This is a genomic window from Secundilactobacillus angelensis (assembly GCF_012641075.1).
Lineage (GTDB): Bacteria > Bacillota > Bacilli > Lactobacillales > Lactobacillaceae > Secundilactobacillus > Secundilactobacillus angelensis.
In genome coordinates this window covers 43,518-59,525 of sequence record NZ_JAAXLJ010000016.1, presented here as the reverse complement: position 1 = coordinate 59,525, position 16,008 = coordinate 43,518, and the positions used below count along the sequence as shown (strand labels likewise).

Here is a 16,008-nt window from a genome sequence, read left to right as displayed (position 1 = left end):
AGATAAGGCCACCGGAATTCCCCGAACTTGGGAATTTTGGTGGGCTTGTGTTGTGAGCAGGTCTTTGCTTGGAGAAGCCTGATTAAACCAAGGTGCGCAACCAAGCGGTTAAAGACCGAAGCACAAGGGCGTCCCCGACGGAATTCCATGAACTTAGGAACTCAGACGGAGACGCCCTTATGTGCGGCTCTTTGCTTGGAGAAGCCCGATTAAGCTAAATCAAATCACCTAATCACCCTGTGCACTAAGATCGCCATCATCGCTAAAATCGATGCCTTGCTTAGCGTAGTAATCCATAATAGTTGACCGCAATGATTCAAACTTTGGTGGTAAACCGAGACTGTTACCCATTGTTAAAATTGACTCATCGAGGCTGAATCCTGGGGTAGGGGTAGCAAGTTCAATTCGATTATCGCCGGGTTCACGAATGTAAAGACTCTTAAACCAGCCGCGATCGCGGTACATTTCAATGTCCCAGCCCTGTTCTTCAGCAAGTTGATAGTAGCGTAACAGTTCAGCTTCGTCAGCTACCCTTAAAGCAACGTGGTCGATTGAGCCTCGACCGAACCGAGTGATTTGACTGAAATCGGTAGTTTGCACTAGCTTAATTTGTTCAGCACCGTCAAGTTCGACCGTATTATCAGTGACCGTTAGATTGAGTAATTTTTCAAAAAAGTTCTGTGACGCACTGACGTCTGGTACGTGTAGTTCAGTGCCTAAGAAGCGGCTGATTTGGTATTTGGCGTCGATGCCATTATTGGGAACAACTTGCCATTCAGTGAGCTGGTTGTCAGTTTCTACCATGGTGATGGGAATCTGATCGGGGTCGTCAAATGAAAGACCGTCGCTCGTCTTAGTTACTGTAATGCCCGTACTGGCTAAGCGTTCCTGCCAGAATGCTTGACTACCAGTTGGAATTGCTAACCGGATCCCGTTAATAAAGTGATTGCCATCTGTTCGATGTCCCAGTAGAGGTAAGACAAAGAAGGTAATGACTGAACCCGGGGTACCTAAATAATCACCGTAGAATAAATGACGAATATGAATATTTTCTTGGTTGACGGAATTTTTGACTAGCCGTAAACCAAGTACATGGGTGTAAAACCGAATATTTTGTTTAGCGTTTTTTGTTAAGAGCGAAATGTGATGAGTTTGCACGATTGTCGCCTGCTTTCGTATTATTATTGCCCCCAGTATAGCATATAGAACCGGAAATCCCGTGGAATTCGCCCAGCACTAATAGGGTATAATAAGTGGATGAGGGGGTTGAGTAATGAAAATTGAGTCAGCAACAGGTACGAAGAGTCAGGTTTACCACGATGCGGCCAACATTCGCCAGGCGGTTTTTGTGAAGGAACAGGGCATTTCAGCTAAGTTAGAATTTGATGGTTTAGATGATCAGGTGACGCATTATGTTGGTTACGTTGAGCATCAACCGGTTGTTACTGCAAGAATTCGTCATCTAGGACAGACAGTACATATTCAACGCGTAGCCACCCTGAACGCTTTTCGGCATCATGGGTATGCCATAGGCTTATTGCAGCGAGTAATTGCCGAAATGCCCCCGAAGAGCCACTTGGAGCTAAACGCTCAAGCAACAGCCATCGGATTGTACGAACGTTTAGGATTTGAGCAAACTGGCGAACCGTTTGAAGAAGTGGGGATCAAGCACGTTAAAATGGTGAAGAACCTTTAAATTGTTTCTAAAGAATCTAAAAAGCCGTGATCATCAACTTGACGATCACGGCTTTGTTATATGTGTGTATTAGTCTAGTGAAGCAGTGGTGCTAAAATCGGTAACGTGTGCGTAACCAACAACGTGCCACCATGGTGCGTGGACCTTTTCTTTCACAACGCCGCGGTTTTGGGCATCAATCATCTTGCCGTTACCAACGTATAAGCCAACGTGGCTGATACTGCCGGTACCGTAACCGAAGAAGACTAAGTCGCCCTTTTCAACGTTAGAACCGCTAACGTGCTTATAAGCGTTATATTGTGCTTGTGCTGTCCGTGGAATAGAAATCTTGGCAGCCTTTTTGTAAACGTAACTGGTAAAGCCTGAGCAATCAAATGCGGAAGGACCAGTTGCGCCCCAAACGTATGGCTTACCTAAATTTTGCTTAGCTGTGTTGTAAACGGTGCTGTAAGTTGCGTTCGTGCTTGCAGCCTGTGCTGTAGTAGCCTGTGCACCAGCAACTGCGAAACTAAAGAATGCTGCTACCGCAATAATACTTTTTACGATTAATTTCTTCATTGAACTTAAAACCCCTAACTTATCCGTTTTTATGTACAACAATTAGTGTACGTGTTATTTATTTCAATCATGTAACAAAGCAGTGTCAATGACGTTAAACAATCAGTTTCAGACTGTAATTTACGTAATAATTTCACAATCCTGTAAAATAACATTTCCTATAAGACATGTTGTACAAGCGACTGACTTTGCTCATTAGTCAAGAATGTGGAATAATAAGGGTGCAAAATCTGAGAGGCGGTTATGAGATGAATTATCAAATCCCTAATTTAGTCAACACCGATACCTTTGTGTTTCGCATTGGTGAACTGAGTCGCATGACTGGGGTGTCCTCGCGTCAGCTTAGATACTGGGAGCAGCGTGAGTACATTTCAGCCAATACACGTGATGATCAAAACAAGGCGCGAGTCTATGACTTTCATACGTTTCTTCAAGTTAGTATCATTAAAAAACTGCAGGATGAGGGGTATCGACTTCCGGCAGCCGTGGAGAAAATGCGGAGTATTGAAAAAGAAATTTTACTAGCCCGCAAGTTTTTTAAAGTTGCGTTTAATGGTGTAGAGGTTGTCGAAGGAAAGATGTATTTGAACTTGGGCTACTTTGATAAAGCGAAAACGCAGGTTCTTTACGGTCTGTACGAGAATGGAGAAGCCAGCTATGAGGTTCGGCCGGCGAACGACAATTCGAATTAAGTCGCAAAAAAGAACGACTAGAACAGTTTGATGACTGCTCTAGTCGTTCTTTTAATAACTAACTAAATTATTTATTTTGCGTGGCGCTTTAAGTGAGGACGCATAGTAGGTAACGTCACGGTTAATTTGCCAACGGATGTGACAATAATCGGCAAGATAATGTCGAAGATGATAGTTGCAAACAAGATTACCAATCCAGCCTGCGTGAGTGGCGCAAAATTAGCGCTAAACAAGACCAGACAGATAATAACCATCGTAAACAACTGGTAACGAAGTGTTTGACCTAGAGAACTGACACCGGGCTGGAGCCAGTCCAGCAAACTAACCTCTTTAAAGCGATAGCTAATTGCCAGTTGAATCAGTAGGCTCATACTGATAATGAGCAATGGCACAAATGCGATAAACGGCACTTGCCAGTTGAAAGTTGGATCACCAGACATAAAGTGACTCGTGAGCTCAGCTAACTGGACGCCACCCATAACGGCTAAGGCCAAGCTGGTCAACCAGTAAATTGGCTGGAGAACTGAACCACTTAGAATCGCAATAATTAGGAAAGTAATGATCCCAATGGTTAAGAGTAACCAGCCAGCATTTGTTTTAATGGCGTGTTCAACCGTATTTTGAACAACTGGTTGACCAGTGTAGGCAATTTTAGCGTTGCTAAGAGCAGTCCCTTGCAACTGAGTTTTGACTTCAGACTGTAGTTGTTGGATTGTTGCAGCGTTGTTATGGCTTGATGCAGAGTTCTTCAGGTAAATTTGTAACTGAGTCGTTTTGTAATCCTGACTCGTGTTGCTTGCCAAGGATTGCTGGAATTGCATACTGGTGAGTTGCTCAGGAGTAATGTAATAAGTCTTAGCGGCATCGGATGCTTGTAAAGCAGAAAGATAACTGTAGATGCTGTTATACGACTTAATCAAGCCGTTTAGACTAGTTGTTGTTTTCTTTAGACTGCTTTGAACGGATGAAACCTGGGAAGCATAATCTGAAACGCTGGATTGAACAGCTTGGCCATCATTGCCGGCTGTAGTAGCCTCATCGTTGAGGACCCGCATGTTGCTAGCGACGGTCTGAAGCTGGTTGCTGACTAGGTTGAGTAACCGTTGATAATTTCTAACTCGTTTGGAAGCTGATGAGCTTTGAGAAACGCTAGCTCTGCCCGCAACCTGTGAAACTTGTGAACGAACGGTGCTTGTATCGTCAGCAAGAGTGGTGGTTTTGGAAACTAGACTATCCAGCTTGTCAGCAGATTCGCTGAGTTTAACCTGGCTGAGATCCGAGCGGTTAGACTTGAGATCAGATTGTAATGTTGAAAGTTGATCAGTGGCACCCCGAAGTGAGGTGTTCATCTGGTTGAGCTGAGTATTAACGTAGTACTGGTTCATTGGCTGACCGTTAGGCTGAGTCAATGATGTGACCCCAGCAACGCCGGGCATTGACTTTAATTTGGTAGTTAAATTATCGAGTTGAAGCAGCGCTTTTTCGTTATCCACCCGATCCTTACTACGGACATAAATGGTAACTGGGGTAGCTTTTCCTTCACCAAAGTGGGCGTTAAGCACGCGCATACCAGAAATTGCTTCGTTGTTAGGTGCGACCGTTTTAGCCGCCGAGAAATTCAAATTGTCCCGGTATAAAATGGCAAAGGGACCGACAACGTACAAGACTGCGATGATTGCAACGAATGGTTGCCAGAGGCCGAAGCTTGCCATCCAGTTCCAGAAACGGTGTGGTCGGGTGGGTAGATCAGCGGCTGGCCAGAAGAATCGTTCGCCAAGTAACTGCATGAAGATCGGTGCAATGGTGTACAGTCCGATAATGGTGACAATCGTAACGATTGCTAGGCTAGACATTGCCCGAATCGTTGAAAAACTAAAGGCGTAAAAACTGGCAAAGAGAATCGTTAACGTGCAACCAAGAATCAGTAGAAAGTTGCGAATGGCATGCACACTATGAGTTGTCGCTTCTGCCGGGTCTTGGCCGGCTGCTGCGTTTTCTTTAAATGCGTTAAATAGGTAGTAAAAGCCCAGTGTTCCAAGAATTAATGTCAATAACAATGTTAATAATGGCAGGTATTCTGAGTACGGAAAACTGGTATGACTAGCTAAGTTGTTAACTAAGCTTAGGGAAACTGCGTACATCATCAGCATGGATAATGTGGAGATTAGAGGTGCAATCAGTGATTTGAAGATCACACCAATGATTAACAGGCTTAAAATAAAGCCAAGAATAGCGGCAAAAGTTGTCACGTGACTGATGTTTTCATTAGCGGCATCGTTCACTAATTCCGGACTAGTTAAGTAAGTTGATAAACCGGCTGTTCGAATTTGGCTTCGGAGCTGCTTCGCAAGTACTCTTGAATCGCCTTGATTTTGAGCGAGTGCCAATTGGATGGTTTCGGTAGAACCGTCTTTGGAATAAAATTGGCTTTTGGCAGTCGGATTCGTGGTCATAGTTTGAATAGACTGGATGCCATAAGTTTTTTGTTTTTCAGTCAAACGTTGAACGGTTTTATCAATATTAGACTGTTGGGTGGTGGTCAACTTTCCGTTAGGATTACTGAAAACTACTGTAACCTGAGACGTACCGGAAATGTTCCTACCCCATGTGCTTTGCATACTCCGGGCGACCATCGGCTGGCTATCATTAGCTAACTGAGGCTGTCCCTTAGATTGAATCATGTCAGAGGTGTTAGGCATCATCACGATGGCAGCAAAAATTGCGATGAGCCAAAACAGCAATGAGAAGATTCGATGACTGTGTAACTGACGTATCCGCTCTTTCATTGAATAATATCTCCCTTAAAATGTCGCCCTTCAAGGCGCATATATATAACTACTATATTAACATAGCCGATAAGAGTTTGTATTTCAATTTTCAAATGAAATAAAATAAAGCTTTTACCTCGGTTGTCCGCGATTAATTGATTTCAATTCAAATTACTATTATTCAGGTAAAAAATTGCTTATAATGAACTTTCTTGAAATGAAGGGTGGAAGAGACCATGTCAAAGCAGTATCAAAGTCCATATGCTGGATTGAATACTAATAATCGGTTTTCAATTGCGAAACGATTAGCTGCCGTTTATCATTTAGATGTCAGCCAAGTTTTATTTACTTACTTGAAGGTGGCGGAACCCATTCTTAGAAAAGGGCAACCAGCAACCCAGATATCAGAAGCAAGCCAGAAACGAATTGATCAGCAGTTTGAAAATACGTTACAGCATCTAAGCCAAACAAGGGAGCGGTGACAACATGTGTACGAGTATCTATCAAATCTCACTGGATGGGACTCACGTTTTGGGTCGAACGATGGATTGGCATGCGTTAGGTGCTAGACCAGTTTTTGTTCCTCGTCAATACCATTGGCGGTCGGTGTATGATAATCAGGCGTATCAAAACTCTTACGCTATTATTGGCAGTGGCGGTGCCCACGATAAGGAAATCGATATCTCTGATGGGATTAACGAATTTGGATTGAGTGTTCAAAAATTAACCTTTGCCAATGGGGCAATTTTTGATCACCAGCCGGATCTCAATAAACATTCACTTGCCCCATTTGAATTGCCGTTGTACTTGTTAGGGCACTTCAAGTCAATTGTCGAAATTGAGGAACATATGAATGAGATTCAATTGATGAGTGGTGAAGGGGCGTTCAAGCCCTATGGCTACCCAGAGCTGCACTTTGTGGCTTCAGATGCGTCGGGTCGAATCGTGGCAATTGAAACTTCAGAAAAGCCACTTAAGATATACGAAAACCCGCTTGGTATTCTCACCAACGCCTATGACTTTAAACGGCAGCTTAAACAGTTGGAAGATTATATGACCTTTACGCCGGAATTTGAAGCTGGATCAGTGCCGTTAAATACACCGCGGGTGACGACGGGTAGCTTCTCTGGAAAGAAGATTCCTGCTGGTTCGTATACGCCAGGTTCACGCTTCATTCGAGCAGCGTACTACAAAGAACGAACCGATCAACCTGCTGATGAAAATTCAGGAATTGTCAGCATGTGGCACCTTTTAAATGGTGTGAGTGTGCCAAAAAGTACCGCGTATCAGCAAAATTATTCAGTTTACCGTGCTTCAACAGTAACCGAATCGTTATCCTATTATTTTGAATCTTATAATCGATTAGGACTCGTGAAGCTGCAGTTAACGCCAGCAATGCTGGAACGAACCAAGCCTGAATTCTATGGCATTCCTGATCAATTACAGACTGTCAGTTTAAATTAATGAATTATTAATTCTTGGTAAAGCCGACGCCATGTTAAACTAACTTTAAAGACAAGAATAATTTGAAGGAATGGAGACACAGTTTTTGGCCAAGAAAAAACGCCGTAGCAAAAAGAATAATTCGCAGGGAGTGGCAACACTGATTTTCTTGTTGGCACTCTTTGTCATTGGTGGCGGGCTAGGCGTCCGCTATGTCATGAACAACATTGAAAGCCGACAGGAGCAAGCTAACAAGCCCACCAACTCGGAAACTCCCGAACAGCGGCAGCAGCGAAAGTTTATTGACTCGGTGGCAAAACCAGCGATTAACGTCTATAAAGATAACCACCAGGTACTCCCGAGTATCGTGGTTGCTCAAGCAATCATCGAGTCGAATTGGGGGCACTCCCAGTTGTACCAACAGGCCAACAACCCGTTTGGAATCAAGGGGAGTTATAACGGACGCACGAAATCATTTCCAACCACTGAATATATCAATGGTAAAGAGGAGCGAATTAACGCGAATTTCCGTGTTTATCCTAACTTAGAGGCATCAATTTTAGACCATGATGCCGTGGTCGCCCAGCAATTTTTGCCAGCTCACGTGACAAATTACCGAACGGCTGCCAAGTTGTTACAGCAAAATGGTTATGCCACGGATCCAACTTACGCGAAGAAGCTCATCAATGTCATTAACACTTATAGCTTAAATCGGTTTGATGGTTACTAGTAGATGAAGAAACATCCTACTTGATGCCACTCCCTGGTTTCGGTATGATACGACTATTAAGAGATACGAGAGGAGAGATGTTTAAGATTGTTCGATTTAATCGGAAAACTTTACGGTCCATTCTTTGATTTGCATAATTGGGAAACGGTCATCAGCTCTGGGAGTGATTGGCTGGTCATTTTTTCACTGGTGCTGATCGAATGCTTGCTTTCAGTAGATAACGCCGTGGTACTAGCAGCGCAGACACAGTCTCTGCCAACCAAGGAGCTCCGCGAAAAGTCATTGTTTTACGGTATTTGGGGCGCCTATATTTTCCGTTTTCTGATTATTGGAATCGGTGTTTACCTGATTAATTTTTGGGAGATCAAGGTTTTGGGAGCGGGCTATTTGCTGTTCCTAACCATTCAGTATTTCTCTAAGTCTCGGGTTAAGCACACTCGGAAGTTGGTTTCCGATAAGAAACGCCATATCTCATTGTTCTGGTCTGTTGTTATCCAAATTGAATTAATGGATATCGTGTTCTCGATTGACTCCGTTTTGGCTTCCTTAGCCATTTCTCCTAACCCAGTGATTGTTTTAATTGGTGGGATGATTGGTATTCTTGCCATGCGTGGTGTTGCTGAGCTGATTATGAGGTTGATGCGCATTATTCCTGAACTGGAACCAATGGCTTATGGATTGATTGCCCTAATTGCGATTAAACTATTTATCAGTATTCCAATGATCGATATTGAAATCCCAGCGGCAGCCTTTGGTGTGATTGTGCTGGCCGCAGTAGTGATTACTTTACTGATCCATGTCATTCGAAAAAGGAGGCGGGCGGCAGATGGCGGTCACGATAACGAAGGATAATTTAACCGAAGAGACGGCTGAAGGGCTAGTTCTCGTGGATTTTTGGGCTAGCTGGTGTGCACCCTGTAAAATGATGGATCCCGTTTTAGAGCAACTGGAGTCAACCTATGGTGATCGCATCAAGTTTGGTAAATTGAACGTTGAACACAATCAGGATTTGGCGATGAATTATAAGGTCATGAGTATCCCCAGTCTCGTTTTTTTCCGGAATGGGAAGGCCATTGAAAAAGTGACCGGCGTATATCCTAAAGATAAGTTAGCCAAGTATTTAGACAAAAAATTAGCAACCAATTAAGGGGGCTGAACCATGAAATTAGGATTTATCGGAACTGGCGTCATGGGTGGGGCCATTGCGGCACACTTGTTAGATGCCGGTAATGAACTGGTCGTTTATAACAGAACGAAATCAAAGACGGATGCGTTAGTTGAGAAGGGCGCAACTTGGTTAGACACACCAGCCAAAGTTGCCGAGCAAGCAGACGTGATTTTTTCGATGGTTGGTTACCCTACTGATGTGGAGTCAATCTATTTTGGCGATCAGGGCGTCTTTAGTACGCTAACAGCTGGTAAAACCGTTGTTGATATGACGACGAGCACACCGACTTTGGCGGAAAAGATTGCCGTTAAAGCTGAAGAACTCGGTGCACATGCGTTGGATGCACCGGTTTCCGGTGGTGACGTGGGGGCCAGAAATGCCACTTTGACCGTTATGGTTGGTGGCGACAAAGCGACCTACGACAAAATTGAACCTTTGTTCGAAGAAGTTGGCCAGAAGGTGCATTTATTCGGGTCAGCAGGTAAGGGTCAGCATACCAAGATGGCTAATCAAATCATGATTGCCGGTACCATGACGGGAACTGTGGAAATGATGGTTTACGCCCAGCACGCCGGATTGAATATGACGGATGTTTTAGCCACTCTAAGCAGTGGTGGCGCTGATAACTGGAGCATGGATAACTACGCTCCCCGGATTCTAAAGGGTGATTACACGCCAGGTTTCTTCGCAAAACACTTCCTGAAGGATCTGCGAATTGCTCTGGATGAAGCTGAAAAAATGAAGTTAGACCTGCCAGCCACTAAGCTTGCTAAGCAACTATACGAAACGATGGTTGATGAAAAGGGCTTAGGCGATGATGGCACTCAGGGGTTGATTAAACTGTATGAGCAACTTTAGGTCAGGTGCTTTAGAAATCTCGTCATCAGATTCCGTCAGTACGATTTTACCAATTATGAGAGATAGTAGTTTTACAATGTTGATTTTCTCGGCTTGACAGGCTCTTAAATGAGAGTTAAATTAGAAATAATCTCATATTAAGTAATGACGAGAAGAGTAGGTTGTGCAAGTTTGTTAAGAGAACTGCGGTAGCTGCGAAGCAGTCAAATGGAACAACTGAAGATGATCTCCGAACTTAAGTGGGGGTAGACAATCTGCTACCCACTTCGTTAGCAATCGATATCTTGCAGAGTATAACAATGAAATTGTTGTACTTATTAAGGCTTGAATCGTGAGATTTAAGTGAATTTCAGGTGGTAACGCGAAAACCTTCGCCCAGATTTATGTGGGCGAAGGTTTTTTTAATTTCATATGGAATCAGACGGGCATGATTCATCAATTTAACTAACATCCAGCTAACTAAGGCAGCAAAATAGGGAGGAAAATGATATGACGGTTTCAAAGTTTGATGATGCAACTCAGGTAATTAAAACCACAACTAAATCGGACCCAGAAACGGGAGCCTTGAACACGCCGATTCAGTTATCGTCGACGTTTGCTCAACCAGATTTAGATCATTTTGGAAAATATGACTACACCAGAAGCGGGAACCCTACTCGAGATGTGCTAGAAGATAGCATTGCAGCACTAGAACATGGCACACGTGGTTTTGCATTTGCAACGGGTATGGCGGCGATTTCCACAGCTTTTCTTACTTTGCATCAAGGTGACCACGTGATTGTCACCAAGGACGTTTACGGTGGCACGTTTCGGTTAGTCACACAGATCCTGCCCAATTATGGCATTGATTATACGTTTGTTGATTGTGATGATAAGGCTGCTCTTGAGGCGGCGTTTAAACCGAACACTAAGGTGGTGTACATCGAAACGCCTTCTAACCCAACGCTGAAGGTGACGGATATTAAGCAAGTCGTTTCCACGGCACATGCGCACGATGCCTTAGTATTTGCTGATAATACTTTTATGACCCCAATTTTCCAAAAGCCATTGGATCTGGGTGTTGATTTGGTTTTACATAGTGGGACTAAGTTTTTAGCTGGCCATTCTGATATTTTAGCTGGTTTGATTGTGACGAAAACCAAAAAATTGGGTGATGCAATCTACTTTATCCAAAATGCCATGGGGGCCACGCTTGGTATTAGTGACTGCTGGTTGTTGCTGAGGGGTATTAAAACGTTGAGTGTTCGGGTAAAAGCTGAAGCAGCTGGGGCATTATCTTTGGCACAATGGTTCCAAAAGCAATCGATTGTGACGAAGGTCAATTATCCTGGGTTAACTAGCTTTGCCGGCCATGATGTTCAGTTTAGCCAGGCCACCTCTGGCGGGGCGGTATTATCTTTTGACGTCGGGTCAGAAGATAATGTTCGCCAGTTGGTTAAGAACATCAAGATACCAGTGTTCTCGGTGTCACTTGGTGCAGTGGAAACGATTCTGTCGTATCCGCCAAAGATGTCTCATGCCGAGATGTCAGCTGAGGAGCGGCATGCTTGTGGTATCTCTGATGGCTTATTACGTTTATCCGTCGGGGTTGAAGATGTTGATGACTTGAAGGCAGATTTTGCTCAGGCCTTTGCTAAAATTGCATTGAAACAGCCACAACATTGATGAGTGTATGAGAATACGTGTTCCAGCAACAAAATAGCGCTTCAGGATACCCATTCCCGGGTATGCTGAAGCGCTGTTTTTGTTATTAGGTTTATTCTTGTAAGTCTGAGAAGAAACTATACAGTTTTTCCTGAGTTAACTTTTGCTTGTCTTCGCCGGATACATCGTAGGTAATCTTACCATCACCAATCACCACTAGGCGATTCCCATACTTAAGTGCATCATCCAAGTGATGGGTAATCATCAAACAAGTGAGGTGTTGCGCCGTGATCCGTTCATTAGTTGCGTTCATCAACTCTTGTGACGTTTTAGGATCCAGAGCGGCAGTATGTTCATCTAGCAGTAAAATGTCAGGCTTTTTCAAAGTAGCCATCAAGAAACTTAGCGCCTGTCTTTGACCGCCAGAAAGACTACCAGTTGGTGTGGTTAACCGTTCGTCTAAGCCGTTACCCATACCACTGGTCATTTGTTTGAATTCAGCCATGTGCTGTTTAAGATGACGGGGCGTTAACCGCCGATGCTCACCACGTTTATTCGCTAATAACAGGTTTTCTGCCACGGTCATTCGCGGCGCCGTTCCTAGCTTCGGGTCTTGGAAAACGCGACTCAAGAAGCGGGTTCGCCGTTCCTCGGATTCGTTAGCAATCGATTCTCCCCGTAGCAAGATATCGCCAGAATCGATGGTTAAATTACCCGCAATGGTGTTGAAGAGGGTTGATTTACCAGCACCGTTGGAACCCAAAATCGTAATGAAGTCACCTTCGTTGATGGTTAAATTCAAGTCCTTCAGCAAGGTGAGTTCTTCGGGCGTATTCCGACTAACCTTGGTAACAACGTGCTTTAATTCTAGAATTGGTTTAGTCATGAGTTGAGATCCCCCGTTTCCAAACGCGTTTTAAATTGAACATGTCCCGGAAGACCGGCACCATCATGCAAAGGGCCAGGACAACCGATGAGAATAGCTTCAAGTCGTTGGTATTGAAGCCTAATTTCAGTACGACTAACAGGACGAAACGGTAGAGAATCGATCCCAGAGTGACAGCCACCAGACGCTGGTTCATGGTTAGTTCACCAAAGGCAACTTCACCAATAATGATGGAAGCCAGTGCGATGACGATGACACCAATTCCCATGTTGACGTCGGCATAACCGTCATTTTGAGCAACCAGGGCACCGCCCAAGCCAATGACACCATTAGAGACCATCAAACCCATAATTTTCATGTTATCAGTTTTAATTCCTAGCGATCGGGCCATTTTTTCGTTGTCACCAGTCGCGATGAAGGCTTGACCAAGATCCGTTTGCAGGAAGTAAATCAGCACTAACGTGAGTAACACGATGACGGTAAAACCGAGGAAAACACTGTCGAAATACATTGGTGTGTGTGCAAAAATGGGCAGTTTCAACAATGATGGTTTGTCTAGCAAGGTTAAATTGGAGCGACCGTGCATAATTCTCAGGTTAACCGAGTAAGCAGCCGTCATTACTAAGATTCCGGCCAGCAGAATTGGAATGCGACCTTTGGTGTATAACAAGCCAGTTGCCAAACCACAGAGCATGCCGACGCCAATCGCAATCAGCGTTGCCCAAATGGGACTAATGCCATTGTTGATTGCAGCCACACAAGCTGCTGCACCCATCGGAAAAGTGCCTTCAACCGTCATGTCGGGGAAGTCTAAGATTCTAAAGGTCAGGAATAATCCCAAGCCAAGTGTGGCCCATAGCAGGCCTTGACCAATGGCGGAAACGCCTAATCCAAATGTCATTTGATGATTTCCCCTTTCTTTTGTGCTTGTTTGACTAGCGCGCTAGGGAAGGTAATCCCAAGCTTTTTAGCTTCTTTCATGTTTAAAATTAAATCGCCATGCCGAATGAATTTTACGGGAGTAGTTGCCGGCTTCTTACCCTTTAAGATATCAGCGGTCATCTTACCAGTCAGCACACCTAGTTTGTATTGGTTAATACTGTAGGTTGCTAAACCGCCACTTTTAACCATAGTATCAACGGCTGGAAACACGGGAACTTTAGCACTGTTGGCGTTTTTGACTAGTGTTTGCATTGCTGAAGCCACCGTGTTATCAGTTGGCACATACACTGCGTCCACGTTTTGAACCATTTGCTGGGAAACTTGATCCACATCATTCGTGTTAGAAATTGAATAAGCCTTTAAGGTGATGTGTTCTTCCTTGCAGAGTTGCTTGAATTGCTTGTATTGAGCAGCAGCGGAGTCGTCACTAGACGTGTAGAAAATGCCCAGTGTTTTCATCCTTGGCATCACTTGTTTGATCAAACCGAGCTGTTCTTTTAAAGGCGCTTGGTCAGAAACACCGGTGATATTGTGTCCAGGACGTTCGTTATTCTTAACCAACCCGGCGCCTTGAGGATCAGTAACGGCGCCTAAAACGATTGGAATCTTGGAAGTGGCATTAGCTAACGCTTGAGCAGACGGTGTGGCAATCCCAATCGTTGCGTTGGCGTCTTCGTTAACAAACCGGTTGCTCATGGTCATTAAATTACTTTGATCATTTTGAGCGTTTTGAAAATCAATTTTAATGTTTTTCCCTGGGTGATAGCCTTCTTCCTCCAGACCATGAATAATGCCGTGGTGGATGGCATCTAACGCAGGGTGTGACATCAGTTGCAAGATACCCACCGTTGGTTTGGCAACCTGAGCAGGTTTGCCAATGCCACCTTCACCAACGTATGCAAAGCCTAGAAAAACTACAATAATAGCGATTAACGCATATAGTCGCTTCATGATTCGATTCCCCAATCTAAAATAGAATTAATGCAATAAAAAAGGCGACTCCTCACAGAAGTCGTCTAGGATGGGCGACGTGCAAGGTTAGTCATGCAGCGTCACTCATATGACAAAGTAACCGGCAAGACACGTGTATTGAACATGTTGTTCAAACCGCATCAAAAGAGCGGCCTGCTTACCGGAACTGCCAGGGATTAAATTGCTTAGCAACCTTCGTCATTTGAATTCCTCCGAACTAGAATATCTACTATTATAAAGACCAGTGATAAGTTACGCAAGTGTCACTTGGTTTCATTGGTATCGACTGGCATGTAAATCAATGTGAAACAAAAGGACCCAATCTCGAAAACGAGATTGGGTCCTTCCGCGCTTGATGAACTACATTAGTAGTTATCGTGACTATATTATACACCATGCTTTGTAATATAGAAACAAGAAGATGCATTTTTTTGGGTGTCACACTACAGCCCACAGATTATTGAGAAAATGTAACGTGATACTATAGCGAATATCTTTGAAGTAGAGGTAGGTACCTGCAAGCACCCACCCTAATGATGCATAAAAGAGGGTAGTGACAGAAAATGCCATTGTGTGCAGGTAACCAAAAATGAGACCACTGACAAAAACGCCAATCAGGTTGCTCCAAAGCGAATTTTTTGAAAAGAAAAAGTTGAAAAATAATCCGCGGAACAAGTATTCTTCAAAAACTGGCGCAAACAATACCCCGTAGACGGTGTTCCAAAGGGGAAGTTGCTGTATTTCACCATCCAGCGCTGACTGATTGCTAGGCATGGGCAATAGATGGTGTGTAATCAGTTGTGACCAAGCGATTTGAACTGCCAACATGAGAATAAAAGCAAGCAGCAGTTGGGTGATCCGGTGCCAGTTAAAAGCTTGGTGACCGAAATGACGTGGGTTATATTGCTTAAGTTGTCGATGATATAGCCAGGTATAAAGCACTAACACACTAGCAGCCATGATCAGCATCGCACCAACGTACTTGTCAGTTAGTGCTGCATTTTTATTGGCATACTTAGTTGCAAGTTCCAATAGAATAGAATCTGAAAGGTACACGGCGAGTAATAAAACAAAGGCGCCGATACGGAGACCTTGACGTTTAATATAGGACATACTTTCGGCACCTCGATCCTAATTGACTAATACGTAATAATTTTGATGAGATTCTGATCCGGATCGCGGACCCATAAGGCGGTTGCCGAGCCCTTAGCGCCTTCGTAAGGCACCGGGCCATCAGCAATTTCAACCGCGTAGTTGGTTAGATGTGACAGTGTATTCTCCAACGGGTCGTGTGTTTCCAGTGCTAATTCGGCACTACCCGGTGTCACAACGTGAGCAGTGATCGCATCGTTGTCACCGATTGTCCGGAATTCTAAGCGGTGATGGCCAAGCCAGAGCGCCGGCTGATCGCTGTTCTTAATGATTGGTAAGTCAAATACTTCGTGATAAAAACGTACGGCGTGATTGATATCACTGACTGTTAACGTCAGGCTATCAATATCTTTTATATTCAATCTTGTCATCCTTTGCTTGATTATTTCATGGCAATTATTATACCACAGCAGAGAAATAGCCGATTGCTGTCTAAGCGAACTGTGCAGCCGAAATCAAACAAATTTGGTGCTATGTGTAAAGAACGCCGATATAATGC

General features: G+C 44.0%; 17 protein-coding genes. 9 read left to right on the top strand and 8 right to left on the bottom strand.

Annotated elements, in window-relative coordinates; genetic code table 11:
* Window positions 1-228: 228 nt before the first annotated feature.
* A complete protein-coding gene (locus HC026_RS09095) occupies window positions 229-1,161 on the bottom strand; it encodes a VOC family protein (RefSeq protein WP_332871179.1) in 933 nt (310 codons plus the stop codon).
* Between the two features lie 112 nt (window positions 1,162-1,273).
* Between HC026_RS09095 and HC026_RS09090 the strand changes: the two genes are divergently transcribed.
* A complete protein-coding gene (locus HC026_RS09090) occupies window positions 1,274-1,696 on the top strand; it encodes a GNAT family N-acetyltransferase (RefSeq protein ID WP_168925655.1) in 423 nt (140 codons plus the stop codon).
* Window positions 1,697-1,765: 69 nt separating this feature from the next.
* Here HC026_RS09090 and HC026_RS09085 read toward each other — a convergent pair whose 3' ends face one another.
* Window positions 1,766-2,254, bottom strand: a complete 489-nt coding sequence (locus HC026_RS09085; protein WP_168925654.1) for a C40 family peptidase — start codon at window positions 2,252-2,254, stop codon at window positions 1,766-1,768.
* Window positions 2,255-2,502: 248 nt separating this feature from the next.
* Between HC026_RS09085 and HC026_RS09080 the strand changes: the two genes are divergently transcribed.
* Window positions 2,503-2,946, top strand: a complete 444-nt coding sequence (locus tag HC026_RS09080; RefSeq protein ID WP_168925653.1) for a MerR family transcriptional regulator — start codon at window positions 2,503-2,505, stop codon at window positions 2,944-2,946.
* A gap of 71 nt (window positions 2,947-3,017) precedes the next feature.
* On the opposite strand, the gene HC026_RS09075 is transcribed toward HC026_RS09080, so the two are convergent.
* Window positions 3,018-5,732 carry an MMPL family transporter gene (locus HC026_RS09075; protein WP_168925652.1) on the bottom strand — a complete coding sequence of 905 codons (2,715 nt, stop codon included), beginning with the start codon at window positions 5,730-5,732 and terminating at the stop codon, window positions 3,018-3,020.
* Window positions 5,733-5,950: 218 nt separating this feature from the next.
* On the opposite strand from HC026_RS09075, the gene HC026_RS09070 reads away from it, so the two are divergent.
* From HC026_RS09070 to HC026_RS09040, 7 genes are all read left to right on the top strand, one after another.
* Window positions 5,951-6,196 carry a hypothetical protein gene (locus tag HC026_RS09070; RefSeq protein ID WP_168925651.1) on the top strand — a complete coding sequence of 82 codons (246 nt, stop codon included), beginning with the start codon at window positions 5,951-5,953 and terminating at the stop codon, window positions 6,194-6,196.
* Window positions 6,197-6,200: 4 nt separating this feature from the next.
* Window positions 6,201-7,178 carry a linear amide C-N hydrolase gene (locus HC026_RS09065; protein WP_168925650.1) on the top strand — a complete coding sequence of 326 codons (978 nt, stop codon included), beginning with the start codon at window positions 6,201-6,203 and terminating at the stop codon, window positions 7,176-7,178.
* 85 nt (window positions 7,179-7,263) lie between these two features.
* Window positions 7,264-7,887, top strand: coding sequence for a glycoside hydrolase family 73 protein (locus HC026_RS09060; protein ID WP_232843711.1), 624 nt, complete (start codon window positions 7,264-7,266; stop codon window positions 7,885-7,887).
* A gap of 87 nt (window positions 7,888-7,974) precedes the next feature.
* On the top strand, window positions 7,975-8,739 hold the full coding sequence (locus HC026_RS09055) for a TerC family protein (RefSeq protein ID WP_168925648.1): 765 nt from the start codon (window positions 7,975-7,977) through the stop codon (window positions 8,737-8,739).
* The gene (gene trxA, locus HC026_RS09050) at window positions 8,714-9,034 is read left to right on the top strand and encodes a thioredoxin (RefSeq protein WP_168925647.1); all 321 of its coding nucleotides are present in this window, start codon (window positions 8,714-8,716) and stop codon (window positions 9,032-9,034) included. Before HC026_RS09055 ends, trxA begins: the two co-directional genes overlap by 26 nt.
* Before the next feature lie 12 nt (window positions 9,035-9,046).
* Entirely contained in the window at window positions 9,047-9,913 is an 867-nt protein-coding gene (locus tag HC026_RS09045; RefSeq protein ID WP_168925646.1) for an NAD(P)-dependent oxidoreductase, read from the top strand.
* A gap of 489 nt (window positions 9,914-10,402) precedes the next feature.
* Window positions 10,403-11,578 carry an aminotransferase class V-fold PLP-dependent enzyme gene (locus HC026_RS09040; RefSeq protein ID WP_168925645.1) on the top strand — a complete coding sequence of 392 codons (1,176 nt, stop codon included), beginning with the start codon at window positions 10,403-10,405 and terminating at the stop codon, window positions 11,576-11,578.
* 91 nt (window positions 11,579-11,669) lie between these two features.
* On the opposite strand, the gene HC026_RS09035 is transcribed toward HC026_RS09040, so the two are convergent.
* From HC026_RS09035 to HC026_RS09015, 5 genes are all read right to left on the bottom strand, one after another.
* A complete protein-coding gene (locus tag HC026_RS09035; RefSeq protein WP_168925644.1) occupies window positions 11,670-12,443 on the bottom strand; it encodes an ABC transporter ATP-binding protein in 774 nt (257 codons plus the stop codon).
* Window positions 12,436-13,344 (bottom strand): ABC transporter permease, encoded by a 909-nt coding sequence (locus HC026_RS09030; RefSeq protein WP_168925643.1) that lies wholly within the window; start codon window positions 13,342-13,344, stop codon window positions 12,436-12,438. The genes HC026_RS09035 and HC026_RS09030 overlap by 8 nt, the downstream gene beginning before the upstream one ends.
* Window positions 13,341-14,336, bottom strand: coding sequence for a tryptophan ABC transporter substrate-binding protein (gene trpX / locus HC026_RS09025; protein ID WP_168925642.1), 996 nt, complete (start codon window positions 14,334-14,336; stop codon window positions 13,341-13,343). Before trpX ends, HC026_RS09030 begins: the two co-directional genes overlap by 4 nt.
* 459 nt (window positions 14,337-14,795) lie before the next feature.
* A complete protein-coding gene (locus tag HC026_RS09020; protein ID WP_168925641.1) occupies window positions 14,796-15,470 on the bottom strand; it encodes a CPBP family intramembrane glutamic endopeptidase in 675 nt (224 codons plus the stop codon).
* A 26-nt stretch (window positions 15,471-15,496) separates the two neighbouring features.
* Window positions 15,497-15,871, bottom strand: a complete 375-nt coding sequence (locus tag HC026_RS09015; RefSeq protein WP_168925640.1) for a VOC family protein — start codon at window positions 15,869-15,871, stop codon at window positions 15,497-15,499.
* Window positions 15,872-16,008 lie beyond the last annotated feature (137 nt).